At 60.3% G+C, this 22,030-nt stretch carries 25 protein-coding genes; 11 read left to right on the plus strand and 14 right to left on the minus strand.

The genetic code is table 11. The features are described 5' to 3' along the window. Window positions 1–42 precede the first annotated feature (42 nt). The 3 genes from alc to puuE form a co-directional block, all read right to left on the minus strand. Window positions 43–1,038, minus strand: a complete 996-nt coding sequence (gene alc, locus ACS4NR_RS03045) for an allantoicase (RefSeq protein WP_007960036.1) — start codon at window positions 1,036–1,038, stop codon at window positions 43–45. A gap of 88 nt (window positions 1,039–1,126) precedes the next feature. After that, window positions 1,127–1,642 carry a 2-oxo-4-hydroxy-4-carboxy-5-ureidoimidazoline decarboxylase gene (uraD, locus tag ACS4NR_RS03050; RefSeq protein ID WP_007913979.1) on the minus strand — a complete coding sequence of 172 codons (516 nt, stop codon included), beginning with the start codon at window positions 1,640–1,642 and terminating at the stop codon, window positions 1,127–1,129. After that, on the minus strand, window positions 1,639–2,565 hold the full coding sequence (gene puuE / locus ACS4NR_RS03055) for an allantoinase PuuE (RefSeq protein ID WP_039769896.1): 927 nt from the start codon (window positions 2,563–2,565) through the stop codon (window positions 1,639–1,641). Before puuE ends, uraD begins: the two co-directional genes overlap by 4 nt. A 421-nt stretch (window positions 2,566–2,986) precedes the next feature. Here puuE and uraH point away from each other — a divergent pair, with 421 nt between their 5' ends. Then, window positions 2,987–3,340, plus strand: a complete 354-nt coding sequence (gene uraH, locus ACS4NR_RS03060; protein ID WP_007913983.1) for a hydroxyisourate hydrolase — start codon at window positions 2,987–2,989, stop codon at window positions 3,338–3,340. 191 nt (window positions 3,341–3,531) lie between these two features. Here the strand turns inward: uraH and ACS4NR_RS03065 are convergent, their stop codons facing one another. The 3 genes from ACS4NR_RS03065 to ACS4NR_RS03075 form a co-directional block, all read right to left on the minus strand. Next, window positions 3,532–4,158: a LysE family translocator gene (locus ACS4NR_RS03065; protein WP_095139991.1), complete on the minus strand. Its 627-nt coding sequence runs from the start codon at window positions 4,156–4,158 to the stop codon at window positions 3,532–3,534. Window positions 4,159–4,248: 90 nt separating this feature from the next. Further along, window positions 4,249–5,598 (minus strand): NCS2 family permease, encoded by a 1,350-nt coding sequence (locus ACS4NR_RS03070; RefSeq protein WP_095139990.1) that lies wholly within the window; start codon window positions 5,596–5,598, stop codon window positions 4,249–4,251. Between the two features lie 318 nt (window positions 5,599–5,916). Then, window positions 5,917–6,363, minus strand: coding sequence for a MarR family winged helix-turn-helix transcriptional regulator (locus tag ACS4NR_RS03075; RefSeq protein ID WP_166495546.1), 447 nt, complete (start codon window positions 6,361–6,363; stop codon window positions 5,917–5,919). Between the two features lie 82 nt (window positions 6,364–6,445). On the opposite strand from ACS4NR_RS03075, the gene ACS4NR_RS03080 reads away from it, so the two are divergent. Continuing rightward, complete coding sequence (locus ACS4NR_RS03080) at window positions 6,446–7,612, plus strand: aminotransferase-like domain-containing protein (protein ID WP_456019060.1); 1,167 nt, start codon at window positions 6,446–6,448, stop codon at window positions 7,610–7,612. Window positions 7,613–7,770: 158 nt separating this feature from the next. Here ACS4NR_RS03080 and ACS4NR_RS03085 read toward each other — a convergent pair whose 3' ends face one another. From ACS4NR_RS03085 to ACS4NR_RS03105, 5 genes are all read right to left on the minus strand, one after another. Next, window positions 7,771–8,142 (minus strand): glutathione S-transferase N-terminal domain-containing protein, encoded by a 372-nt coding sequence (locus ACS4NR_RS03085; protein ID WP_456019061.1) that lies wholly within the window; start codon window positions 8,140–8,142, stop codon window positions 7,771–7,773. A 102-nt stretch (window positions 8,143–8,244) separates the two neighbouring features. Next, window positions 8,245–8,790: a GTP cyclohydrolase I FolE gene (folE, locus tag ACS4NR_RS03090; protein ID WP_003442011.1), complete on the minus strand. Its 546-nt coding sequence runs from the start codon at window positions 8,788–8,790 to the stop codon at window positions 8,245–8,247. A 77-nt stretch (window positions 8,791–8,867) separates the two neighbouring features. Next, window positions 8,868–9,425, minus strand: coding sequence for a Smr/MutS family protein (locus ACS4NR_RS03095; RefSeq protein ID WP_456019063.1), 558 nt, complete (start codon window positions 9,423–9,425; stop codon window positions 8,868–8,870). A gap of 74 nt (window positions 9,426–9,499) precedes the next feature. Further along, the gene (locus ACS4NR_RS03100; protein ID WP_003223191.1) at window positions 9,500–9,820 is read right to left on the minus strand and encodes a hypothetical protein; all 321 of its coding nucleotides are present in this window, start codon (window positions 9,818–9,820) and stop codon (window positions 9,500–9,502) included. A gap of 130 nt (window positions 9,821–9,950) precedes the next feature. Then, on the minus strand, window positions 9,951–10,541 hold the full coding sequence (locus ACS4NR_RS03105) for a cysteine hydrolase family protein (protein WP_003223193.1): 591 nt from the start codon (window positions 10,539–10,541) through the stop codon (window positions 9,951–9,953). Between the two features lie 238 nt (window positions 10,542–10,779). On the opposite strand from ACS4NR_RS03105, the gene prmB reads away from it, so the two are divergent. Beyond that, window positions 10,780–11,688 (plus strand): 50S ribosomal protein L3 N(5)-glutamine methyltransferase, encoded by a 909-nt coding sequence (prmB, locus tag ACS4NR_RS03110; RefSeq protein WP_064586711.1) that lies wholly within the window; start codon window positions 10,780–10,782, stop codon window positions 11,686–11,688. A gap of 81 nt (window positions 11,689–11,769) precedes the next feature. Here prmB and ACS4NR_RS03115 read toward each other — a convergent pair whose 3' ends face one another. Together ACS4NR_RS03115 and ACS4NR_RS03120 are read right to left on the minus strand one after the other, a co-directional pair. Continuing rightward, a complete protein-coding gene (locus tag ACS4NR_RS03115; RefSeq protein WP_095139985.1) occupies window positions 11,770–12,561 on the minus strand; it encodes a hypothetical protein in 792 nt (263 codons plus the stop codon). Between the two features lie 99 nt (window positions 12,562–12,660). After that, complete coding sequence (locus tag ACS4NR_RS03120; RefSeq protein WP_456019064.1) at window positions 12,661–13,614, minus strand: alpha/beta hydrolase; 954 nt, start codon at window positions 13,612–13,614, stop codon at window positions 12,661–12,663. A gap of 130 nt (window positions 13,615–13,744) precedes the next feature. Here ACS4NR_RS03120 and aroC point away from each other — a divergent pair, with 130 nt between their 5' ends. The 5 genes from aroC to mtnC all read left to right on the plus strand — a co-directional run bounded on the left by aroC (window position 13,745) and on the right by mtnC (window position 17,962). Next, window positions 13,745–14,836 (plus strand): chorismate synthase, encoded by a 1,092-nt coding sequence (aroC, locus tag ACS4NR_RS03125; RefSeq protein ID WP_166495550.1) that lies wholly within the window; start codon window positions 13,745–13,747, stop codon window positions 14,834–14,836. Window positions 14,837–14,867: 31 nt separating this feature from the next. Beyond that, window positions 14,868–16,013, plus strand: coding sequence for an MFS transporter (locus ACS4NR_RS03130; protein ID WP_456019065.1), 1,146 nt, complete (start codon window positions 14,868–14,870; stop codon window positions 16,011–16,013). Continuing rightward, a complete protein-coding gene (locus tag ACS4NR_RS03135) occupies window positions 16,010–16,636 on the plus strand; it encodes a methylthioribulose 1-phosphate dehydratase (protein WP_115987764.1) in 627 nt (208 codons plus the stop codon). The genes ACS4NR_RS03130 and ACS4NR_RS03135 overlap by 4 nt, the downstream gene beginning before the upstream one ends. 92 nt (window positions 16,637–16,728) lie before the next feature. After that, the gene (locus ACS4NR_RS03140; protein WP_047599013.1) at window positions 16,729–17,274 is read left to right on the plus strand and encodes a 1,2-dihydroxy-3-keto-5-methylthiopentene dioxygenase; all 546 of its coding nucleotides are present in this window, start codon (window positions 16,729–16,731) and stop codon (window positions 17,272–17,274) included. A gap of 4 nt (window positions 17,275–17,278) precedes the next feature. After that, complete coding sequence (gene mtnC, locus ACS4NR_RS03145; protein ID WP_456019066.1) at window positions 17,279–17,962, plus strand: acireductone synthase; 684 nt, start codon at window positions 17,279–17,281, stop codon at window positions 17,960–17,962. 192 nt (window positions 17,963–18,154) lie between these two features. On the opposite strand, the gene ACS4NR_RS03150 is transcribed toward mtnC, so the two are convergent. Beyond that, on the minus strand, window positions 18,155–18,433 hold the full coding sequence (locus ACS4NR_RS03150) for a DUF3509 domain-containing protein (protein ID WP_027613327.1): 279 nt from the start codon (window positions 18,431–18,433) through the stop codon (window positions 18,155–18,157). 378 nt (window positions 18,434–18,811) lie between these two features. Between ACS4NR_RS03150 and ACS4NR_RS03155 the strand changes: the two genes are divergently transcribed. The 3 genes from ACS4NR_RS03155 (at window position 18,812) to ACS4NR_RS03165 (ending at window position 22,001) form a co-directional block, all read left to right on the plus strand. Beyond that, window positions 18,812–20,650 (plus strand): long-chain-acyl-CoA synthetase, encoded by a 1,839-nt coding sequence (locus ACS4NR_RS03155; protein ID WP_456019067.1) that lies wholly within the window; start codon window positions 18,812–18,814, stop codon window positions 20,648–20,650. Window positions 20,651–20,747: 97 nt separating this feature from the next. Next, a complete protein-coding gene (locus tag ACS4NR_RS03160; RefSeq protein ID WP_456019068.1) occupies window positions 20,748–21,266 on the plus strand; it encodes an ankyrin repeat domain-containing protein in 519 nt (172 codons plus the stop codon). A gap of 204 nt (window positions 21,267–21,470) precedes the next feature. Continuing rightward, window positions 21,471–22,001, plus strand: a complete 531-nt coding sequence (locus ACS4NR_RS03165; protein WP_115987767.1) for a hypothetical protein — start codon at window positions 21,471–21,473, stop codon at window positions 21,999–22,001. Window positions 22,002–22,030: the final 29 nt, after the last annotated feature.

Below are 22,030 nucleotides of genomic sequence, written 5' to 3' on the forward strand. Positions count from 1 at the left end.
GTCTCCTGTGGGAGCGAGCTTGCTCGCGAATGGTCGCGCCGCTTACTTCGCTACCTTGCCGAGAACGCGCAGGCGACTCACACCACCATCCGGGAACACGTTCAGGCGGATGTGGGTGATCGGGCCCAAAGCCTTGATCTGCTCGACGAAGGTGTGTTCGGCGTGCATTTCCAGCTTCTGGCTCGGCAGCAGTTCACGCCAGAACAGCGACTGGGTTTCGATCTGGCTGTCGGTGCCGCCCTTGACGAACGCGCCCTGGATCGAGCAGGTGTCCGGGTAGTTGCCCTTGAAGTGCAGGGTGTCGACGATGATTTTTTCGATCTCGCCCGGGTGGCCCAGCGCGACGATCACCCAGTCATTGCCCGGGGTGCGACGACGTGCGGTTTCCCAGCCATCGCCCATGTTGATGCCACGGCCCGGGTTGAGGATGTTGCTCATGCGACCGAAGTGTTCGTCGGAGCAGGCGAGGGCGCGGCCACCGTTGAGGGCTGCGGCCAGATCGACTTGCTCGTTGTCGCCAACAGCCGACCAGTCGCGGAACGGAATACCGTAGACGCGCAGACGGGCGACACCGCCGTCCGGGTAGATGTTGAAGCGCAGGTGGCTGAACGCTTTGTCGTTGCTGATTTCGTGGTAGTGGTGGCTGTTGCCTTGCAGCTCGACGGCTGACAGCACTTCAGTCCACTGGGTGTTTTCGTCCGGCTCGCCCGAGGCCAGGAAGCACGCTTCCAGCGAGGCCGATGGCGGGAAGTTGCCGGTGAAGAATGAAGTGTCGATGTCCACGCCTTTGATCGAACCCGGTACACCCAGGCGGATTACCGCGCTGTCGTAGCCTTCGAAGCGCTTGCGACGCGACTCCCAGCCGTCCATCCACTTGCCGTTGTCGTCGAACACACCCTCCTTCCACACGGCCGGGGTCGGCTGAAACAGACGATTGGCGTCTGCGAACCAGTCATCGGTGACCGAGATGATTTTGGTGCCCAGACGGGCGTCGGCCAGGTTGACGAACTTCTCGAAAGGTACGGCGTAAGCTTTCATTCTTCTTGTCTGCCTTTAATAAGTTGGCTGGGGATGCTTGCAAGACCCTGGGTACTCTCCGCGTCTGATGTACTCGGGTCAGGCTTCGCTAAAGAGTCAGTAAACGGAACAGGGCGATCTTGTTGATCTCCGCCAGCGCGCATTTGAATTCGGTGTCGACCGAGTTATGAATGCGCGTTTCGAACGCCGCGAGGATCTGATGCCGGTTGCTGCCTTTTACCGCCATGATGAAGGGAAACTTGAACTTGGCCTTGTAGGCGTCGTTCAGCTCGGTGAAGCGCTGGAACTCTTCGGCCGTGCATTGGTGAATACCGGCGCCAGCCTGTTCATTGGTGCTGGCTTCGGTCAATTGGCCCTGGACGGCAGCTTTGCCGGCCAGGTCCGGGTGAGCGTTGATCAGCGCAAGCTGGCTGGCGTGATCGGCGCTCAACAGGATGTCGCTCATGCGCTGGTGCAGGGTTTCGATCTCGTCGATCGACGCGTCCGCGCCCAGGTCGTAGGCCTTTTCGGCCACCCATGGCGAATGTTCGTAGATGTCGGCGAAGGCTTTGACGAAAGCGTCGCGGCTCAGGCTCGACGGTTGCAGGGTTTGAAAGCGGCTCATTTGGCGGCCCCTTGGTACGGATGGGTTTCGTGCCAGTGGCGCGCGATGTCGACGCGACGGCTGAACCACACCTGTTCATGACTTTTGGCGTATTCGATGAAGCGCTTGAGCGATGCCAGACGCGCCGGACGGCCGATCAGCCGGCAGTGCAGACCGATCGACAGCATCTTCGGCGCTTCGGCGCCCTCGGCGTAGAGCACGTCGAAGGCGTCTTTGAGGTATTCGAAGAAATCGTCGCCCTTGTTGAAACCCTGCACCTGGGTGAAGCGCATGTCGTTGGTGTCGAGGGTGTACGGGATCACCAGGTGCGGCTTGCCGGTCGGGTTGTTCGGTTCCCAGTAGGGCAGGTCGTCGTCGTAAGTGTCGCAGTCGTAGAGGAAACCGCCTTCTTCCATCACCAGGCGCCGGGTGTTCGGGCCAGTGCGGCCGGTGTACCAGCCCAGTGGGCGTTCGCCGGTGAGTTCGGTGAGGATGCGGATCGCTTCGAGCATGTGCTCGCGCTCCTGCGCCTCGTCCATGTACTGATAGTCGATCCAGCGGTAGCCGTGGCTGCAGATCTCGTGACCGGCTTCGACCATCGCGCGGATCACATCCGGGTGGCGCTGGGCGGCCATGGCCACGGCGAAGATGGTCAGTGGAATGTCGAATTCCTTGAACAGTTTCAGGATCCGCCAGACGCCGGCGCGGCTGCCATACTCGTAAAGCGATTCCATGCTCATGTTGCGCGCGCCTTGCAGCGGCTGAGCAGCGACCATCTCGGAGAGGAAAGCTTCGGATTCTTTGTCGCCGTGCAGGATGTTGCGCTCGCCGCCTTCTTCGTAATTGAGCACGAAGGACAGGGCGATGCGCGCGTTGCCCGGCCAGTGTGGGTGAGGAGGGTTACTGCCGTAACCGATCAGGTCGCGTGGGTAGTCAGCGCTCACTGCAGTCTTCCTTCTTATTCGTTGACAGGTTTGTGTAACGGCCTGCACAGGCTGGCGTCACAGCGATGGGCTGATTGTATACAACTTTATTCGCAATTTGTAAGCCTGAATTTTCGCATTTTTCACCGACTGTCATCTTTTGCTGGTAATGGCGTAAACCTGCAAGAAACCTGCCTGATCAGTCAGCTAATGGATGTGAGGTTCAATAGTCAGGCGCTTTTGGGGCAGATCGGCAGTAAACGCCCGAATGGCGGGGGTGAGGTGAAAAATGTCGTTTTTATTGTGTACAATTTTTTTGAAAAGTGTCTTAATCAGTCGCTCGCCGCAACTTTTCGTGCTCCGAATCGGTGCGGTCTCCTTTTTATCTGACTTCGGGAGGCGCGAAGTCTGACTGCTCTTTGCGGCCAGGCGCGCAGAATCAATGGGACGTTTGACAACACACGTTTTGGACGCTGCACATGGTTGCCCGGGCAGCTCGATCAAGGTCGAGCTGTACCGCGTTGAAGGTTCGCATCTGGAATTGGTCGCCAGTGCCGTTACCAACAGCGATGGCCGGGTCGACGCGCCGTTGCTGCAAGGCGATGACTACCGCACCGGGGTCTATCAGGTGCAGTTCCACGCCGGCGATTACTACCGCGCCCGTGGCGTGCAACTGCCGGAACCGGCGTTCCTCGACGTGGTGGTGCTGCGTTTCGGCATCTCCGCCGAACAGGATCACTATCACGTGCCACTGCTGATTTCGCCTTACAGCTATTCCACCTATCGGGGCAGCTGACCCCAAGCAGCTGCCCCCACCGGGAAGCGACTGCGCATATAGCTTCTTTGGTCTTTCGCCCGCTCACACTGCGGGCTTTTTTTCGCTTGGAGGAAAGTGCCGTCTGGTCTGACGCCTTCGCGAGCAAGCCCGCTCCCACAAGGGAATGCATTCCAAATGTGGGAGCGGGCTTGCTCGCGAAGCTTTTGCTGTCAGCGGCTTAGCAGCGACGCAGCACCGGCGCCACTGAACAATCCGGCACTCACCCGGTTGAACCAGCTCTGTCCCTTGCCGCTGCGCAGATAGCGCGCCGCACCATGCGCACCCAGCCCGTAAGCCAGCTTGCAGCACAGGTCGAGCACCGTCCAGGTTGCAATCATGATCAGCAACTGCGGCAGGAAAGGCTGCTCCGCGCTGAGGAACTGCGGCAGAAATGCGGCGAAGAACAGGATGTCTTTCGGGTTACTCGCGCCCAAGACAAAAGCGCGGCCGAACAGGGTGCGAAAACGCGGCAGCGGTGCGGCTTGCGGCACTTCGGCGCCTACCGACGGCTGACGCGATTGCTGCCAGCTCTGCCAGGCGAGGTAGAACAGGTACAGCGCGCCGACGATTTTCAGGGCGCTGAACAGTTGTTCCGAGGCCAGCAGCAGGGCGCCCAGCCCCAGCGCCGATGCGCTGAGCAGGCAGATCGAAGCGATCACGCCGCCGAGAAACGCCGGGTAAGAGCGGCGCAAGCCGTAGTTCAGACTGTTGCTGATCATCAGCAATGACAGTGGCCCTGGAATCAGGATCACCACCAATGCCGCGCCGCTGAACAGCAGCCAGGTTTCCAGACTCATCACTTTGCTCCTTTTTTTGTTGTACTCAAGAATGTGCAAAAGCCCCACCCGCGAGGGTGAGGCTGGTTTGACGCTTGAACCGCGTGACGCTTACAAGAAGATGAACTTGGCGATGAAAATCGCGCAGAGCACCCACAGGCTGACGGAAATTTCCTTGTACTTGCCGGTACCGGCCTTCAACGCCACGTAGGTGATGAAGCCCAGCGCAATGCCGTCGGCGACCGAGAAGGTCAGCGGCATCATGATCGCGGTGACGATCGCCGGGATGGCGTCAGTGGCTTCATCCCATTCGATGTGCGCCATGCCGCCCATCATCAGCATCGCGACATAAATCAGCGCACCGGCGGTGGCGTAAGCCGGAATCATCCCGGCCAGCGGTGCGAAAAACATCGCCGCTATAAATAGCACACCCACGGTGACTGCGGTAAGACCAGTCCGACCACCAGCCGCTACACCTGCGGCACTTTCCACATAGCTGGTGACGGGGGGAACGCCGACCACCGCGCCGAAGACGCTGGAGGCGCTGTCGGCTTTCATGGCGCGGGAAAGGTTTTCGATACGCCCGTCCGCGTTGACCAGATTGGCGCGCTGGGCCACACCCATCAGAGTGCCGGCGGTGTCGAACATGTGCACGAAGAGGAAGGCCAGCACCACGCTGATCATGCTGACGTTGAACACGCCCGCGACGTTCATTGCCATGAAGGTCGGTGCCAGGCTCGGCGGGGTCGACATGATCCCTTCGTAGTGCACGATGCCCAGGCCCCAACCGGCGAGGGTCACGGTGATGATGCTGATGAGGATTGCGCCGAACACCTTGTGGTAGCTGAGGATCGCGATCATCAGGAAGCAGATCGCCGCCAGCAGCGGGCCGGGCTCGCGCAGGGAGCCGAGTTTGATCAGGGTGGCCGGGCTGTCGACGACAATGCCGGCGGTTTTCAGGCCGATCAGCCCGAGGAACAGGCCGACGCCAGCGCCCATGGCATAGCGCAGGCTGACCGGGATGCTGTTGAGCAGCCATTCGCGAATGCGCGAAAAGGTCAGGATCATGAACAGCACACCGGAAACGAACACCGCACCGAGCGCGGTTTCCCAGTTGTAGCCCATGGTGCCGACCACGGTGTAAGTGAAGAAGGCGTTGAGGCCCATGCCCGGCGCCAGACCCACCGGCCAGTTGGCGTACAGGCCCATCAGCAGACAGCCGAGTGCGGCGGCGATGCAGGTGGCGACGAAGGCTGCACCGTGATCGATCCCGGCATCGGCCATGATGTTCGGGTTGACGAAGATGATGTAAGCCATGGTGATGAAGGTTGTCAGACCGGCAATCAGCTCGGTCTTCACCGTGGTGCCATGCAAGCTGAGTTTGAAGATGCGCTCCAGCACGCCTGTGCGTAAGGGCGGCGAGAGTTCCAGCGGCGATGCTTCGGATTTGCGGCTTTCCACAGCGAGTACTCCTCAAGAGTTTTATTGTTATTTCCAGGGCCGGACCCATGAGGGGTGGCAGCAGCCCTTTGAGGCATACGCGAATTTGTTGACCATGCGGTCAGGAACTCGCACGCAGTGGATTATGCTTTTGTGTACAAATAAAGCAAATATTGTTTTTGGTTTTGTTTACGAAAGGTCAGGCCATAGGGATATATCGCCTGTTCTGGCCTCTTCGGGAGCAAGCCCCCTCCCACAGTGGATCTCCAGTGGACCCGAATAATGGGTAACCCGCAGAACCCTGTGGGAGGGGGCTTGCTCCCGAAGAGGCCAGTCCAGTCAATCAAGATGTGACTGGGTGCTCCCAAGCGCCATATTCACCGCCAACCACCCATTCACCGCCGCCTCCCCAGCTTCAGCAAACACCCGTTCGAGCAACTTCACCTGCTCACGCCGCAACGCCTGCTCAAACTTCTCACCTTCAGCAGTCAGCTCCAGCAGGCGCTTACGCTTGTCAGTCTCGGACGCCACGCTCTGCACCAGATGCATTTCCTGCAGCTGGCGCAACGGCATGTTCAGCGCCTGCTTGCTCACCCCGAGCAATCCCAGCAATTCCTTCACACTCAAATTCGGATAACGCGCGATGAAAAACACAATCCGCTGATGCACCCGGGACAGGCCACGCCGCTCGAGCATTTCATCGGCCTTGGCGGTGAACGCCTGATAGCCGAAGAAAAACGCTTCCATCGCCTGTTGCTGGCTCGCGGGGTTTTTAAGGTCAAGCATGTTGACGTACTCGCTCAAGTTGTCGTAGTTTCAGTCAACCAGTTTGACTCATTTTTCCCAAGCCTCGCTACCGGTGACTCCCATGGCTTTTTCCGAACGTGTTTCGCGCCTTAAAAGTTCTCTGATCCGTGAAATCCTCGCCGCCGCCCAGCGCCCGGAGGTGATGTCGTTTGCCGGTGGCCTGCCGGCCGAAGCCATGCTGCCGAAAGTCGAATGGGCGGACATGCCGCTGTCCCTCGGCCAATACGGCATGAGCGAAGGCGAGCCGGCGCTGCGTGAAGCCTTGGCGGCGCAGGCGCGGGCGTTGGGGCTGGAGTGCACGGCGAGTCAGGTGCTGGTGGTCAGCGGTTCCCAACAGACCCTGGATCTGGCCGCCAAGTTGTACATCGACAAGGGCACCGAAATTCTTCTGGAGGCACCGACCTACCTGGCCGCGCTGCAGATCTTCCAGCTGTTCGGCGCCGATTGCCTGACCGTGCCGCAAGAGGCTGACGGCCCGACTCTGGCGCAACTGCGCAGTCGTCTTGAGCAGCACCGGCCTGCGTTCATATACCTGATCCCGACGTTCCAGAATCCATCCGCCGTGCGCTACAGCGAAGCCAAGCGCGCGGCCGTCGCCGCATTGCTGGATGAATTCGGCGTGACCCTGATCGAAGACGAGCCGTACCGCGAACTGACGTTCGACGGCGGCAGCGCCAAACCGATCGCCGGACGTCTGCAGAAAGCCAGTTGGATCTACACCGGCACCGTGTCGAAAACCTTGCTGCCGGGTTTGCGCGTCGGTTACCTGATCGCCAGCCCGGACCTGTTTCCGCATTTGCTCAAGCTCAAGCAATCGGCGGATCTGCACACCAACCGCATCGGCCAGTGGCAGGCGCTGCAATGGATCGGCAGTGAAAAATATCAGCAGCACCTGAGCAAACTGCGCGGTTTCTACCGGCAGCGCCGCGATGCTTTCCAGTCAGCGCTGGAAACGCACTTTGCCGATCTGGCGGACTGGAACATGCCGCAGGGCGGGCTGTTTTTCTGGCTGACGCTCAAGCAACCGCTGGATACGCGCACTTTGCTCAACGAGGCGCTGGCCAATGACGTGGCGTTCATGCCGGGCGAGCCGTTCTTTCCCGAACCGGATAAAAACCTCGGGTACCTGCGTTTGAATTTCAGTCACATCGACCCGGCGCGGCTGGACGAAGGGTTGAAGCGACTGGCGGCGGTGGTGCGTCAGGCGCAACTAGACAAGGCAGCCTGAAAAAAATAAACCGGCTCGAGGGCCGGTTTATTTTTGTCTGGGATTTATGGTGCCCTCAAGTGCCTCATCGCGAGCAGGCTCACTCCTACAGGAGAACGCATTCCAATTGTAGGAGTGAGCCTGCTCGCGATAGGGCCTTCAAATGCACCCAAAAAGACTCAGACCGCCGCGAAACGCTTATCCAGATAATCAATAATTACCTTGGACTCATACATCCAGGTCGTCTGCCCATTCTCTTCAATGCGCAGGCACGGCACCTTGATTTTGCCGCCCTGGTCCAGCAGCGTCTGGCGATCCTGTTCGTTGTTCTTCGCGTCCTTCAGTGCGACCGGCACATTCAGGCGACGCAGGGTGCGGCGGGTTTTCACGCAGAACGGGCAGGCGTGGAACTGATACAGGGTCAGACCTTTGGCGGCGGCGTTGACTTGCGCCTGTACCTCGGCGGGGCGCTGTTTCTTGCCCGGGCGGGTGATGAAGTCGATGAAGATGATCAGTTGGCCAAGGGCGACACGAAGCGCTTTTACGAACACGTTGAAAGCCTCACGGTGCAAAGAGAGAAGGGCGCGCAGCTTACCCGATTTTTCACGGGCGAAAAAAAACCGGCGATCAACGCCGGTTTTTTCTGCAGCCGATTACTTGATCAGGCTGAGGAACTCGCTGCGAGTCGCCGCGTTTTCGCGGAACTCACCGAGCATCACCGAAGTGATCATCGACGAATTCTGTTTCTCGACACCGCGCATCATCATGCACATGTGCTTGGCCTCGATCACCACGGCCACGCCCAGCGCACCGGTGACTTGCATCACTGCGTCGGCGATCTGGCGGCTGAGGTTTTCCTGGATCTGCAGGCGGCGGGCGTACATGTCGACGATCCGCGCGACCTTCGACAGGCCCAGCACCTTGCCGCTCGGGATGTACGCAACGTGCGCCTTGCCGATGAACGGCAGCAGGTGGTGTTCGCACAACGAGTACAGCTCGATGTCCTTGACCAGCACCATCTCGCTGTTGTCGGAGCTGAACAGGGCACCGTTGGTGACCTCTTCGAGCGTCTGTTCATAACCGCGGCAGAGGTACTGCATGGCTTTGGCGGCACGCTTTGGCGTGTCGAGCAGGCCCTCGCGGGACACGTCCTCGCCCAATTGGCCGAGAATCGCGGTGTAATTCTGTTCCAGGGACATGAAACTACCTGTGGGGATTTTCGCAAAGGGCAAGGGTACGGTGGCGGACACAACCCTGCAAGTTCGGTGTAACGCGATTATTCGTCGCGGCCTTCCATCATGGTGCGTTTGAGCATCACGTACACCGCGCCGGCACCGCCATGCCTGGCCTGGCACGAGCAGAAACCGAGCACTTGCGGATGCTGGCGCAGCCAGGTGTTGACGTGGCTTTTGATCATCGGCCGCTTGCCGTCCAGGCGCACGGCCTTGCCGTGGGTGACGCGCACGCAGCGGATTTCGAATTTGGTTGCTTCAGCGAGAAAGGCCCAGAGGGTCTCGCGGGCTTTTTCGACGGTCATCCCATGCAGGTCGAGGCTGCCTTCGAACGGGATCTGGCCGATCTTGAGCTTGCGCATCTGGCTTTCCTGCACCCCGTCGCGGGCCCACATCAACTCGTCTTCGGGGCCGACGTCGATCACGAACTGATCGGACAGGCCATCCACGGTGGTGGTGTCGGTGCGCACGGTGGCGGACTGGCGCAGCTTGGCGATCTGCGCGCGGTCAGCCTTCGGTTTGCCGGTGTCGGCGCGGTCGTGCTTGATCGGCTTGACGCCTTGGATAGCACTTTTGAACAGGGAAAAATCGTCGTCTTGCATGTCAGCCTCCGCGAAGGGCGGCCAGTTTACCCAAGTCGAAACAAAACGGCCCGGCAAAAAGCCAGGCCGTGGAGTCAGTCGTGTTTTTTCATCAGGTGCGGGGACATGTTCAGTTCCCGCGATTGCCTGGCGCGACGGCGGCATCGACGCCACAGGGCCACACCGAAATACAGGAACAGCAAGCCGACCGCGAGGATGATCGCCGAACCCGTCGGCGTGGCATTCAGGTCGCCGAGCGCCGGTGGGCGCCCTAGCAGGCTGGCGGCACCGGCCATCGCCAGCAGCACACCGAACGTCGCCAGAATGGCGGCGATCGCTGCGCCGAATCGAAAACGCCAGTTGCTTTGGCCTTTGGGCCGCAAGCGGCGTGCGTCAAATCCATCGGATAACTTCATTCCGACCTTCCTCAATGGGTATCGGCCCTTCGACCGGGAGTTGACCGGGTTGTTCCTGAGGCTAAGGCAATTGAAGCAAATGCGAGGCTTTTGCGGATGAGCGGCGCGGTGAGCCGCTCATCAGAGCAGATCAGATCAGATCTTGAGTCAGGGCGAGGGTGGCGAAGTTGTCGGCCATGATCGCCATTTCCGCTTCCTGCACCACGGCGGCACTGAGCACGCGGCCCTTGAATGGCAGGTCACGGGTGGCGCAGGCGTCTTCGACCAGGGTGCAACGGAAGCCCAGGTTCTTCGCCGCGCGCACGGTGGTGCTGACGCTGGAGTGGCTCATGAAGCCGCAGACGATCAGATCCAGCGAGCCGAGATTCTGCAAGCGGTCGAGCAGTTCGGTGCCGTGGAACGCACTCGGCAGCAGTTTGCCGATGATGGTTTCATCGCCCTGTGGCTCAAGGCCGGGGATGAACTCGCCGCGTTCGCCCTGCGGGTCGAACAGGCCACCGACGGTGCCGAGATGACGCACGTGCACGATCGGCCGACCGGCTGCACGGGCCGCGGCGACCAGTTGTTTGATGTTCGCGACGGCCGCGTCCATGCCGCTCAGGGCCAGCGGGCCACTGAGGTACTCTTTCTGGGCATCGATGATGACCACGGTGGCATGGCTCAGTGTGGCCGCTGCGTAACCGCGGCCGCTGAGTTGAAACATCGTTTTTGGAACGGACATTCGGGGCTCCTTGGGGTGGGGCTTTTGCGGCATTGTCCTCTGGCTGAGCGGTTCTGTGAACCGCTACCATCGTAGGCAGCGTCGTTATTGGCCTGCAGCCTTGTCAAGTTACACGTTCTGTTCAATAGCTGATGCAAAAAACAGAAAAGTCCTACTGTCAGCGGCGAATGTTTCCCGCGTCGTCGTGACGCGTTTTGGCTGCTAGAATCGCCAGTCGTTTTTTCTGGAGTTCTGCCCCGTGATCACTTCCCGACTTCGTACCCTGCGCGACCACATCCGTTGGGCCGTCAGCCGCTTCCATGGGGAGGATCTGTTTTTCGGCCATGGCACCGACAACGCCTGGGATGAAGCCCGGCAGCTGGTGCTCGGTGCCTTGCACCTGCCTTGGGAGATCGCCGACAGCTACCTCGACTGTGCGCTGGAAGACGACGAACTGGTCAACCTGCAACGCCTGCTCAAGCGCCGCATCGAAGAGCGCATTCCGACGGCTTACTTGCTGGGCGAGGCGTGGTTCTGCGGCATGTCGTTCATCGTCGATGAGCGTGTGCTGATCCCGCGTTCGCCGATTGGCGAGCTGATCGAAAACCGCTTCGCGCCGTGGATCGGCGACGAACCGGCACGCATCCTCGACTTGTGCACCGGCTCGGGCTGCATCGGGATCGCCTGCGCCTACGAGTTCCAGAACGCTGAAGTGGTGCTGGCGGATCTGTCGTTCGAAGCGCTGGAAGTGGCCAACCAGAACATCGAGCGCCATGGCGTCGATGAGCGCGTGTACACCGTGCAGGGCGATGGTTTCGATGGCTTGCCGGGGCAGCGTTTCGACCTGATCGTGTCGAACCCGCCGTATGTTGACGCAGAAGATTTCGCCGACATGCCGGACGAATACCAGCACGAACCGGAGCTGGGCCTGGCCTGCGGTGATGATGGTTTGAACCTGGTACGACGGATGCTCGCCGAAGCGGCGGATCACCTGACCGAGAAGGGTTTGTTGATCGTTGAAGTGGGCAACAGCCAGGTTCACGTCGAAGCGTTGTACCCGGAAGTCGACTTCGCCTGGCTCGATTTCGAGCGCGGCGGACATGGCGTGTTCATGTTGACCGCAGAACAGTGCCGCAATCATCAGGCTCTGTTCGCTTCCCGCGTTTAAGGGCGAAAAGCAAAGATCGCAGCCTGCGGCAGCTCCTACATTGACCCCTGTAGGAGCTGCCGCAGGCTGCGATCTTTTGATCTACCGGTGCGTGGCAATCCAGATCAACAACCCCGCCTGAAACACCGCAAACGCCACCAGGCAGGTAATGGTGAAACGCAAACCGGCGTCTTCACGTTTGAACTTGCTGACTTTGTCTTCCTGCTTCTTCAGCTTCACTTCCTGCTCGGCGAGGTTCTGCTCGGCCTGTTGCAGCATCTGCGCCGCTTCGAGAATCTCGACGATCTGCAGCTTCTCGCTGTTCCAGTCGCCCAGCAGGTCACCGACTTGCACCTCTTTGACGCTGCCCTTCAAATGCTGGGCGTCGGCGTAGACCACGTCAAAACCATGCACGCGCAAGAAGTGATCGCGACGCAGGCGGGTGTCTTCGTTCAGCGCGTCCTTGTTGTTCAGGTCCATGCCGTCGACGGTGTAGGTCGGCCAGCGTTTTTTCGCCCAGTTGATACCTTGCGCAGCCATGAAACGGCCGATCCCACGGTTCAGCGGTTCGATTTGCAAGCCACTGTCGGGGCCGAAATGCACACGTTTGCTGGTGTGATCGACCCACACATCGAGGTGGTTCTGTTCTTTGCGCACACGCTGGCTCGGCAGTTTGATCGCCATGCGCATCAGGCTGTGTTCTTTGCTGTTGCGCTCGGCATAGCCGAATTCGACAAAGCGCAATGGCCGGCCACCGGTGTTACGGTCAGTCTGCAGCGGGGCCAGACGGAGCATCTTGTGGTGCTCGACGCTGACGTCCGCCCATGGCAGCTCGACCGCTGGCGGTGCGTCTTTTTCAGCGGTGGTGTCGGGTGAAGTCTGGGTATCAGTCATAACGGCGAGATCCTGTCCAAGCTCTGCTTGTCGCCAGCCGGTACGCTGGCGACAAAGGCTTATCGGCCGTTTCTGCCAAGACTAGAGGGCAAACTACGGTTAACGGGTGCGAAGTCCGTCAATAAACTCAATGATCTTCGCGCCGAGTTCCGCAGCCAGCGGCAAATTCGGATCCTTGTACGAAGCCAGTTGCCGCTTCATATCGTTGTGGACGATGCGCATGACGTGGTTCATGCCGTCGATCACTGCCAGTTCGGCATCGGGTTTGGCGGCTTTCAGCGCCTGCGCATCGCCAACGCCGACCTGCATGTCGTTGCTGCCTTGGACGATCAGCGCCGGCATCTTCAATTGCGCGAAGGCTTTCGCCGGATCCTGACGGAACAGGGAAATCAGATACGGCTGCACGCTCGGGCGGAAGATCACCTGCAACGGTTGCGGCACATTGTCATCGGTGTGGCCGGCCTTGAGGCTGTCGAGCAGTTGATTACTGCGCAGCATCAGCGGCGGTGGCAGGCTGCGGGCCAGTTGCTCGCGGATCACCTGATCGACCGGGCGGGCGCTGCCGGACAGGGAAATCACCGCAGCCGCATCGACTTTCGGCGCGGCGAGGCTGGCGATCAATGCACCTTCACTGTGGCCCAGCAGGATCAATTTGCCGAAGCGTGGATCGGCCTTGAGCTTCTGCCCCCACGCCACCGCGTCTGCCGCATAGGCCTCCACCGACAAATTGCGCTCATCGGGCGTCGCAGCGAGGCTCGCTGCAACACCGCGTTTGTCGTAACGCACGCTGGCGATGTTGTGTTTGGCCAGCACCCAGGCCAGCCGCTTGAGGCTATCGTTGCGCCCGCCGTCGGGGTTGTTTCCGTCACGATCCGTAGGACCGGAGCCAGAAACAATCAGGACAACCGGCACCGGGTTGTCAGATTTCGGCAGCAGCAGCGAGCCGAAAAGCTCACCGGTGCCGGTATCCAAAGTGACCGGGCGTTGTAGGACCGTCGCTTGGGCAAAGCCCGTAATCAGGGTAAGACTCAAGATCAAAACTCGCAGCATCATCACGCCATCATTCGCCAAGGTGCCGGTTGGACTCGCCAGCACCACTAAGGTTCGAGGATGAACTACTCGGTTAGCCTGCGTATACTTGCGCGCATCACGAATTCGGGTTTGATTTCACGGAGCGTCCTGCATGTCCGGCAATACCTACGGCAAGTTGTTCACTGTCACCACCGCTGGCGAAAGCCATGGTCCGGCGTTGGTCGCCATTGTCGACGGCTGCCCGCCGGGCCTGGAGATCTCCCTCGAAGACCTGCAGCGCGACCTCGATCGCCGCAAGCCGGGCACCAGCCGCCACACCACCCAGCGTCAGGAAGCCGACGAAGTCGAAATCCTCTCCGGCGTGTTCGAAGGGCGCACCACCGGTTGCTCTATCGGCCTGCTGATCCGCAACACCGACCAGAAGTCCAAGGACTACTCGGCGATCAAGGATCTGTTCCGCCCGGCGCACGCCGACTACACCTACCACCACAAATACGGCGAGCGCGATTACCGTGGCGGCGGCCGCAGCTCGGCCCGCGAAACCGCAATGCGCGTGGCGGCAGGTGCGATTGCCAAAAAGTATCTGGCCAGCCAAGGCATCGTCATTCGCGGCTACATGAGCCAGCTCGGTCCGATCGAAATCCCGTTCAAGACCTGGGATTCGGTGGAAGAGAACGCTTTCTTCAGCCCGGATCCGGACAAGGTGCCGGAGCTGGAAGCCTACATGGACCAGTTGCGCCGCGACCAGGACTCGGTCGGAGCCAAGATCACCGTGGTTGCCGAAGGCGTGATGCCAGGCCTGGGCGAGCCGATTTTCGACCGCCTCGACGCTGAACTGGCGCATGCGCTGATGAGCATCAACGCGGTCAAGGGCGTGGAAATCGGCGCCGGTTTCGCCTGCGTTGCGCAGCGCGGCACCGAGCATCGCGATGAACTGACCCCGGAAGGTTTCCTCAGCAACAACGCCGGCGGCATCCTCGGCGGGATCTCGTCCGGTCAGCCGATCGTCGCGCACCTGGCGTTGAAGCCGACGTCGAGCATCACCACCCCGGGCCGTTCGATCGACATCCACGGCAACCCGGTGGACGTGATCACCAAGGGCCGTCACGACCCGTGCGTCGGCATCCGCGCCACGCCGATTGCCGAGGCGATGATGGCCATCGTGCTGATGGACCACCTGCTGCGTCACCGTGGGCAGAACGCCGACGTGCGCGTCAGCACCCCGGTGCTGGGTCAGCTTTGATGGTTGATCGCCAAGCCGTCGCGGTCTGACCGTGGCGGCGCTCCCGTACTGGCGGCTGTCCAGTTTCTATCTGTTCTATTTCGCCTTGCTCGGTTCGACAGCGCCGTTTTTGGCGCTGTACTTCGATCATCTCGGCTTCAGCCCTGCGCGCATCGGCGAACTGGTGGCGATCCCGATGCTGATGCGCTGCGTGGCGCCGAACATCTGGGGCTGGCTCGGCGACTACAGCGGCAAACGCCTGGCCATCGTGCGCTTCGGTGCGGTGTGCACGTTGCTGACGTTCTCACTGATTTTCGTCAGCAAGACCTACGCCTGGCTGGCGATGGTCATGGCGCTGCACGCGTTCTTTTGGCACGCGGTGCTGCCGCAATTCGAAGTCATCACCCTCGCGCACTTGCAGGGGCAAACCTCGCGCTACAGCCAGATTCGGCTGTGGGGCTCGATCGGTTTCATCATCACCGTGGTCGCGCTGGGCCGACTGTTCGAATGGCTCAGCCTCGATATCTACCCGGCAGCGCTGGTGCTGATCATGGCCGGCATCGTCCTCAGCAGCCTGTGGGTGCCGAATGCGCAGCCGCCGCAGGGCAACCGGCCGAGCGGGGAAGGCTTTCTCACGCAACTGCGCAGCCCGGGTGTGTTGGCGTTTTACGGCTGTGTTGCGCTGATGCAGATGAGCCACGGCCCGTATTACACGTTTCTGACTTTGCACCTTGAGCGACTTGGTTACAGCCGTGGCACGATCGGCATGCTCTGGGCCGTGGGTGTGGTCGCCGAAGTGCTGATGTTCATGGCCATGAGCCGGATTCTCGCGCGGTTTTCCTTGAGCCGGGTGCTGATGGCGAGTTTTCTGCTGGCGGCGCTGCGCTGGTTGCTGCTAGGTTCGTTCGCCGAATTCCTCTGGGTGCTGTTGTTCGCGCAGGTGCTGCACGCGGCGACCTTCGGCAGCTTTCATGCGGCTGCCATCGCCTTCGTGCAACGTAGCTTCGGGGCGCGTCAGCAAGGTCAGGGCCAGGCGCTGTACGCCGCGCTGGCCGGTACTGGCGGCGCGCTCGGCGCGTTGTATTCCGGTTACAGCTGGAATGCCCTCGGCGCCACATTGACCTTTAGTATTGCCAGTCTCGCGGCGCTCGCTGCTGCCGTTATCATTGCCACACGTATGCAAGAGGACAGGCCATGAGCCTTACGCGTGAACAACTCGCCCAGCAAATCGTCGACGCCGGGCGTTTTCTTTATGGTCGCGGCTGGTCGCCGGCCACCAGCAGCAATTACTCGACGCGCCTGTCGCCGAGCCAAGCGCTGCTGACCGTGTCGGGCAAGCACAAGGGCCAGTTAGGGCTGGATGACGTGCTCGCCACGGATTTGTCCGGCAACAGCCTCGAACCGGGCAAAAAGCCGTCCGCCGAAACCCTGCTGCACACCCAGCTCTATAGCTGGCGCGCGGAGATCGGTGCGGTGCTGCACACTCACTCGGTGAACGCCACGGTGCTGTCGCGCCTGACGCCCGAAGACTTCATCGAGTTCGAAGACTATGAACTGCAAAAAGCCTTCAGCGGCATCTCCACCCACGAATCCCGGGTGCGCGTGCCGATCTTCGACAACGATCAGGACATTGCGCGCCTCGCCGCCAAGGTGCAGCCTTGGCTCGACGCCCATCCCGATTGCGTCGGTTACCTGATTCGCGGCCACGGCCTCTACACCTGGGGTGCGCAGATGAGCGATGCCCTGCGGCAGATCGAGGCCTTCGAATTTCTGTTTGAATGCGAGTTGAAAACCCGCAGCGTCATGAACCGCCAAGGCTGACTTCAGCAGAAGCCGCCCATTTGCCTGATGAAATGCACTGCCCGACCGGTCTGCAAGAACCGGACGGCAAGGCCGATACCGAGGAATTGCCCATGAGCAGCCTGTCTGTCTATCACGTATCCAGCCCCGAGATTCCGAACAAGGTGCTGACCCATTTCGAAGACATCGCCTCGACGCTCGCCGAGCAAGGCGTGCGCTTCGACCGCTGGCAAGCCGCGGCGAAGATCCAGCCCGGTGCCAGCCAGGAAGAAGTGATCAGCGCCTATCAGGAGCAGATCGACAAACTGATGACCGAGCGCGGCTACATCACCGTCGATGTGATCAGCCTCAACAGCGATCACCCGCAGAAAGCCGAACTGCGCGCCAAGTTCCTCGAAGAACACCGCCATGGCGAAGACGAAGTGCGCTTTTTCGTCGCCGGTCGTGGCCTGTTCACCCTGCACATCGATGATTATGTTTACGCCGTGCTCTGCGAAAAGAACGATCTGATTTCGGTGCCGGCCGGTACCAAACACTGGTTCGACATGGGCGAGAACCCGCACTTCGTGGCGATTCGCCTGTTCAACAACCCGGAAGGCTGGGTCGCCAACTTCACCGGCGAAGACATCGCCGGGCGCTTCCCGCGTCTGGAGGACTGAGCCGATGTCGATCAAAGTCATCCTCACTGACATCGAAGGCACCACCAGCGCGGTGAGTTTCGTGTTCGACGTGCTGTTCCCTTACGCCGCCAAACACCTGCCGGACTTCGTGCGGCAGAATGCCGAGCGCGCCGATGTTGCCGAACAGATCGCCGCCGTGCGCCGCGACAGCAACGAGCCGCAGGCCGACGTTGAACGGGTGGTTGAAATCCTCCTGAGCTGGATCGCCGAAGACCGCAAGGCCACGCCGCTCAAGGCACTGCAAGGCATTGTCTGGGAGCAGGGCTATCAGGCCGGGCAGTTGAAAGGCCACGTCTACCCGGATGCCGTTGACGCGCTCAAGCGCTGGCATCAGGCCGGTTATCAACTGTTTGTCTATTCGTCGGGCTCGATCCAGGCGCAGAAACTGATCTTCGGCTGCTCCGAGGCGGGGGATCTGACACCGCTGTTCAGTGGGTATTTCGATACCACGTCTGGGCCAAAGCGCGAGGCGCAGTCTTACACCAATATTCAACAAGCGATTGGCGTCGAGCCGCAGGACATTCTGTTCCTGTCGGACATCGTCGAGGAACTGGATGCCGCGCAGGCTGCCGGTTTGCAGACGTGTGGCCTGGCCCGCGAGGGTGGCGAGCTGGAGGGGCATATTACTGTCGACAGCTTCACCGGCATCGAACCCGAAGCCTTCTAACCACCCTCAATCCAATGTGGGAGCGGGCTTGCTCGCGAAAGCGGTGTGTCAGTCAAAAATATTTGGCTGACACACCGCTTTCGCGAGCAAGCCCGCTCCCACACGGAGTTTTGCATCAGCCAAAAAAACAGGCCGGACAGTGAAAGCTGCCCGGCCTGTTTTTGTTTAAAGCTGTTTAAAGCTTCGAATCAATTACAGCGAGTGATACGTCGGCAGAGCAAAACGCTGCTGGCTTTGCAGCATCGCAATCTGCGGCAGTTCACTGGCTTCTTCCGCCAGGTCACGACGAATCGCGCTGATCGCCCACGAGAGTTGGTCGGCGTTGTGCATTTGCTGATACGTCAGGGCGCGTTTGAACACTTTGCCTTCACTGCTGCGCAAGGTCAGCAGGATCCCGCCATCGGGACGTGGCGCAGTGGTGACGTTGAAGTTGGAGAACAGCGAGGTAAATTTTTCTTGGATCAGGCTCATGTCTTTCAGCTCCGTATGCACTTGAATGGCAAGCATGCAGAGGAGGTTGCAGCGATTGTGCCAGCACGCGAAAAAATAAAAATGCTTATAAATCAATAAGTTAAAAATCGTGAAATTTGCAGGCGTCGTGCAAACTGCATGAATGGCCATCGTGCATCCTGCATTTTGCGGGATTCTCATGAGGTGAACGGAACCAAACGGCAAAGGCGCAATCACTGCCGCCAGGCGTGACAGGGCGGATACAAAACATTGCAAAAACCGCGTGTACAGGCCGCGAAGCGCTGACGTATTTTCGATCTCGACCTTGCCCACCACGCAGGTCATGCCCACAGCCCGAACAATAAAAAAACGGCCGACCAGGCCGACCGGGGAGCTGCCATGCGTCACGCGTCGAGCGACACGATTACCTGGGGCATGATGCTCCGCAAACTGCCGACCATCGCCAAAACCATTCCACGGGTGGTCAAGGGCATGAAAGTCGCCAATGTCACGGATCCGACCCAAACGTGTGGCCTCGGCTGGACCTTCGAGCAAGCAACCCTGCGTAACCCCGAGGGTCTGGCGATCCTGCAGGACAATGTCTTACTGACCTATACGCAGGTCAACCAGTGGGCCAATCGCATCGCCCACTATCTGAGCGCGCAGGGGATCGGCAAGGGCGATGTGGTCGCGGTGTTCATCGAAAACCGTCCCGAGCTGCTGGTGACCATTCTGGCGCTGGCCAAACTCGGCGCGGTCAGTGCGCTGCTCAATACCTCGCAGACCCGCGACACGCTGATCCACAGCGTGAACCTGGTGGCGCCGGTGGCGATTGTGCTTGGCGAGGAACTGCAGCCAGCGTTTGCCGCAATCCGCGAGCAAGTGTCGATCGCCGCGTCGCGCACCTGGTTCATCGCTGACCGTGACACCTATAGCCACCCGGGTATTGCGCCCGAGGGCTACATCAACCTGATCAGCGCCAGTGCCGACGCCTGCGCTGAAAACCCGCCCAGCAGCGGCGAAGTGTTCTTCAACGATCCGTGCTTTTACATCTACACGTCGGGTACCACCGGCCTGCCCAAGGCCGGGGTGTTCAAGCACGGCCGCTGGATGCGCAGCTCGGCCAGCTTCGGCATGATCGCGCTGAACATGAGCCCCGACGACGTCGTCTATTGCACCTTGCCGCTGTACCACGCCACCGGCCTATGCGTGTGCTGGGGCTCGGCGATCAACGGCGCCTCCGGGTTCGCGATCCGTCGCAAGTTCAGCGCCAGCCAGTTCTGGAATGACGTGCGCCGTTATCGCGCGACCACCATCGGCTATGTCGGCGAGCTGTGCCGTTATCTGGTCGATCAACCGGCCAGCGCCGACGACAGCCGTCACCCGGTGCGCAAGATGATCGGCAACGGCTTGCGTCCCGGCGCCTGGGCCGAATTCAAGACCCGGTTTGCCGTCGAGCACATCTGTGAGCTGTACGCGGCAAGCGACGGCAACATCGGCTTCAGCAACATTCTCAACTTCGACAACACCATCGGTTTCTCGCTGATGGCCTGGGAGCTGGTGGCGTACGACCACGACAGCGGTGAGCCGCTGCGCAGCGCCGATGGCTTCATGCGCAAGGTCGGCAAGGGCGAGCAGGGCTTGCTGCTGGCGCGGATCGACGATAAAGCCCCACTGGATGGCTATACCGATCCGCAGAAAACCGCCAGGGTGGTGCTGCACGACGTGTTCAGCAAGGGCGACCGCTTCTTCAACACCGGTGATCTGCTGCGCAATATCGGCTTCGGTCATGCGCAGTTCGTCGATCGCCTCGGCGATACTTATCGCTGGAAGGGCGAAAACGTCTCGACCACCGAAGTGGAAAACCTCTTGCTGCAACATCCGCTTATCTCCGAGGCAGTCGCCTACGGCGTGGAGGTGCGCAACACCAATGGCCGCGCCGGTATGGCAGCAATCACGCCCGCCGAGTCGCTGGCGACCCTGGATTTCGCTGAATTGCTAGCGTTCGTTCGTCAGCGCCTGCCGGCCTATGCGGTGCCGCTGTTCTTGCGGGTGAAGGTGAAAATGGAAACCACCGGAACGTTCAAATACCAGAAGACCCGGCTGAAAAACGAAGGCTTTGACCCCGGTCAGACGGGCGATGACCCGATCTACGCATGGCTGCCCGGCACCCAGACTTACGTGCAGGTGACGGACGAAATTCTGGCCGATATTCATCAAGGCAAACACCGCTATTGAGATTGGCTATGGCATGACTTGAGAAAAAGGGGGTGACAGCTATCGTCGCGCTCGGGAAACTGTCGGCTTTGCGAATAACCGAAAGTGGAGTTGCCCTATGTCTGACCAGAGCCGCCAGATGACCCCTGAAGAAGCTGCCGAATTCACCGAGCAGGTTTTCAACAAGGCGCGCGAGGGTGATGCCGAGATGCTCGATCGGTTGATCAGCGCCGGATTGCCGGTGAACCTGAAAAACAGCAAGGGCGACACGCTGCTGATGCTCGCCAGCTACTATGGCCACGTCGACGCCGTGCAGGTACTGCTCAAGCACAAGGCCGACCCGGAAATGCGTAACGGCAACGGCCAGAGCCCGATTGCCGGCGCCGCGTTCAAGGGCGATCTGGCGGTGGTCAAGGCGCTGGTGGAAGCGGGCGCCGAGATCGAAGGTTCGTCCTTCGACGGCCGCACCGCGTTGATGATGGCGGCGATGTTCAACCGTGTTGAAATCGTTGAATACCTGATCAGCAAGGGCGCCAACCCGCAAGCCAAGGATGCCAACGGCATCACCGCGCTGGACGCGGCCCGCACCATGGGCGCAGTCGATACCACGGCGCAGCTGGAAAAACTGCTGGCCTGAGGACTGTCGAGATTCTGTGGCGAGGGAGCTTGCTCCCGCTCCAGTGCGCAGCGCTGGTAAAAATGGTGAATTCACTGTTTGAGGGCCGCTTCGCGCCCCAGCGGGAGCAAGCTCCCTCGCCACAGATGTTCTTTGTGCAGCCTGAGGTTGCAATGCGCTATCCTCCGCGCCCTCAAATTCAAACCTTCCACAGGATCCGCCCTCATGAAAGCCGTACTCGTCGAACTCATCAGCAAAATCAGCTCCGGCTGCATGGGCGAGGACGAGATCCTGAACGTGGCCGACGAAGCGGCGCAGGCCTACGCCGATGCCGATGCCTTTCTGGCAGCCAACCCGGACATCAACTACGACGACAGCTTCCCGATTCCGCTGGGCGAGTGGGTGGTGGTCGGCAGCCTGCCGGAAACCGTGCTGTTTCAGGCTGACACCTACGTTGACCTGTTCGCGCAGATCGTCGCCTCGTTCGGCCCGGGCGTCGATTTCAACCTCAAGCCCAAGCAACTGGCCAAGACCGAAGCGCTGACCGCACTCAACCGCATTCAGGTGCAGATGAGCAGCCTGAACAAGGAAAACGGCGGTTACACGCTGATGAACTTCAGCCAGTTGCTCGACGATGAGCTGCAAGTGGTGCTGGTTTACGGCAACGACGTGCCGCGAGTGCTGGAACTGTGCGCCGAAGTCGGGATCGCGGCCGCGCCGTCGCTGGAAGCGCTGAAGGTCGCCGTTCACGTCTGAACGCAATAAAAGGGAACCCTGCGCGCGAC

The organism is Pseudomonas sp. JQ36 (genome assembly GCF_053851495.1).

What these genes read in the sequence shown, in the direction of transcription:
- alc (WP_007960036.1), bottom strand. Translation starts at nt 1,038, where the DNA reads ATGAAAGCTTACGCCGTACCTTTCGAGAAGTTCGTCAACCTGGCCGAC.
- uraD (WP_007913979.1), bottom strand. Translation starts at nt 1,642, where the DNA reads ATGAGCCGCTTTCAAACCCTGCAACCGTCGAGCCTGAGCCGCGACGCT.
- uraH (WP_007913983.1), top strand. Translation starts at nt 2,987, where the DNA reads ATGGGACGTTTGACAACACACGTTTTGGACGCTGCACATGGTTGCCCG.
- ACS4NR_RS03065 (WP_095139991.1), bottom strand. Translation starts at nt 4,158, where the DNA reads ATGAGTCTGGAAACCTGGCTGCTGTTCAGCGGCGCGGCATTGGTGGTG.
- ACS4NR_RS03075 (WP_166495546.1), bottom strand. Translation starts at nt 6,363, where the DNA reads ATGCTTGACCTTAAAAACCCCGCGAGCCAGCAACAGGCGATGGAAGCG.
- ACS4NR_RS03080 (WP_456019060.1), top strand. Translation starts at nt 6,446, where the DNA reads ATGGCTTTTTCCGAACGTGTTTCGCGCCTTAAAAGTTCTCTGATCCGT.
- folE (WP_003442011.1), bottom strand. Translation starts at nt 8,790, where the DNA reads ATGTCCCTGGAACAGAATTACACCGCGATTCTCGGCCAATTGGGCGAG.
- ACS4NR_RS03095 (WP_456019063.1), bottom strand. Translation starts at nt 9,425, where the DNA reads ATGCAAGACGACGATTTTTCCCTGTTCAAAAGTGCTATCCAAGGCGTC.
- ACS4NR_RS03100 (WP_003223191.1), bottom strand. Translation starts at nt 9,820, where the DNA reads ATGAAGTTATCCGATGGATTTGACGCACGCCGCTTGCGGCCCAAAGGC.
- ACS4NR_RS03105 (WP_003223193.1), bottom strand. Translation starts at nt 10,541, where the DNA reads ATGTCCGTTCCAAAAACGATGTTTCAACTCAGCGGCCGCGGTTACGCA.
- ACS4NR_RS03115 (WP_095139985.1), bottom strand. Translation starts at nt 12,561, where the DNA reads ATGACTGATACCCAGACTTCACCCGACACCACCGCTGAAAAAGACGCA.
- ACS4NR_RS03120 (WP_456019064.1), bottom strand. Translation starts at nt 13,614, where the DNA reads ATGATGCTGCGAGTTTTGATCTTGAGTCTTACCCTGATTACGGGCTTT.
- aroC (WP_166495550.1), top strand. Translation starts at nt 13,745, where the DNA reads ATGTCCGGCAATACCTACGGCAAGTTGTTCACTGTCACCACCGCTGGC.
- ACS4NR_RS03135 (WP_115987764.1), top strand. Translation starts at nt 16,010, where the DNA reads ATGAGCCTTACGCGTGAACAACTCGCCCAGCAAATCGTCGACGCCGGG.
- ACS4NR_RS03140 (WP_047599013.1), top strand. Translation starts at nt 16,729, where the DNA reads ATGAGCAGCCTGTCTGTCTATCACGTATCCAGCCCCGAGATTCCGAAC.
- mtnC (WP_456019066.1), top strand. Translation starts at nt 17,279, where the DNA reads ATGTCGATCAAAGTCATCCTCACTGACATCGAAGGCACCACCAGCGCG.
- ACS4NR_RS03150 (WP_027613327.1), bottom strand. Translation starts at nt 18,433, where the DNA reads ATGAGCCTGATCCAAGAAAAATTTACCTCGCTGTTCTCCAACTTCAAC.
- ACS4NR_RS03155 (WP_456019067.1), top strand. Translation starts at nt 18,812, where the DNA reads ATGCGTCACGCGTCGAGCGACACGATTACCTGGGGCATGATGCTCCGC.
- ACS4NR_RS03160 (WP_456019068.1), top strand. Translation starts at nt 20,748, where the DNA reads ATGTCTGACCAGAGCCGCCAGATGACCCCTGAAGAAGCTGCCGAATTC.
- ACS4NR_RS03165 (WP_115987767.1), top strand. Translation starts at nt 21,471, where the DNA reads ATGAAAGCCGTACTCGTCGAACTCATCAGCAAAATCAGCTCCGGCTGC.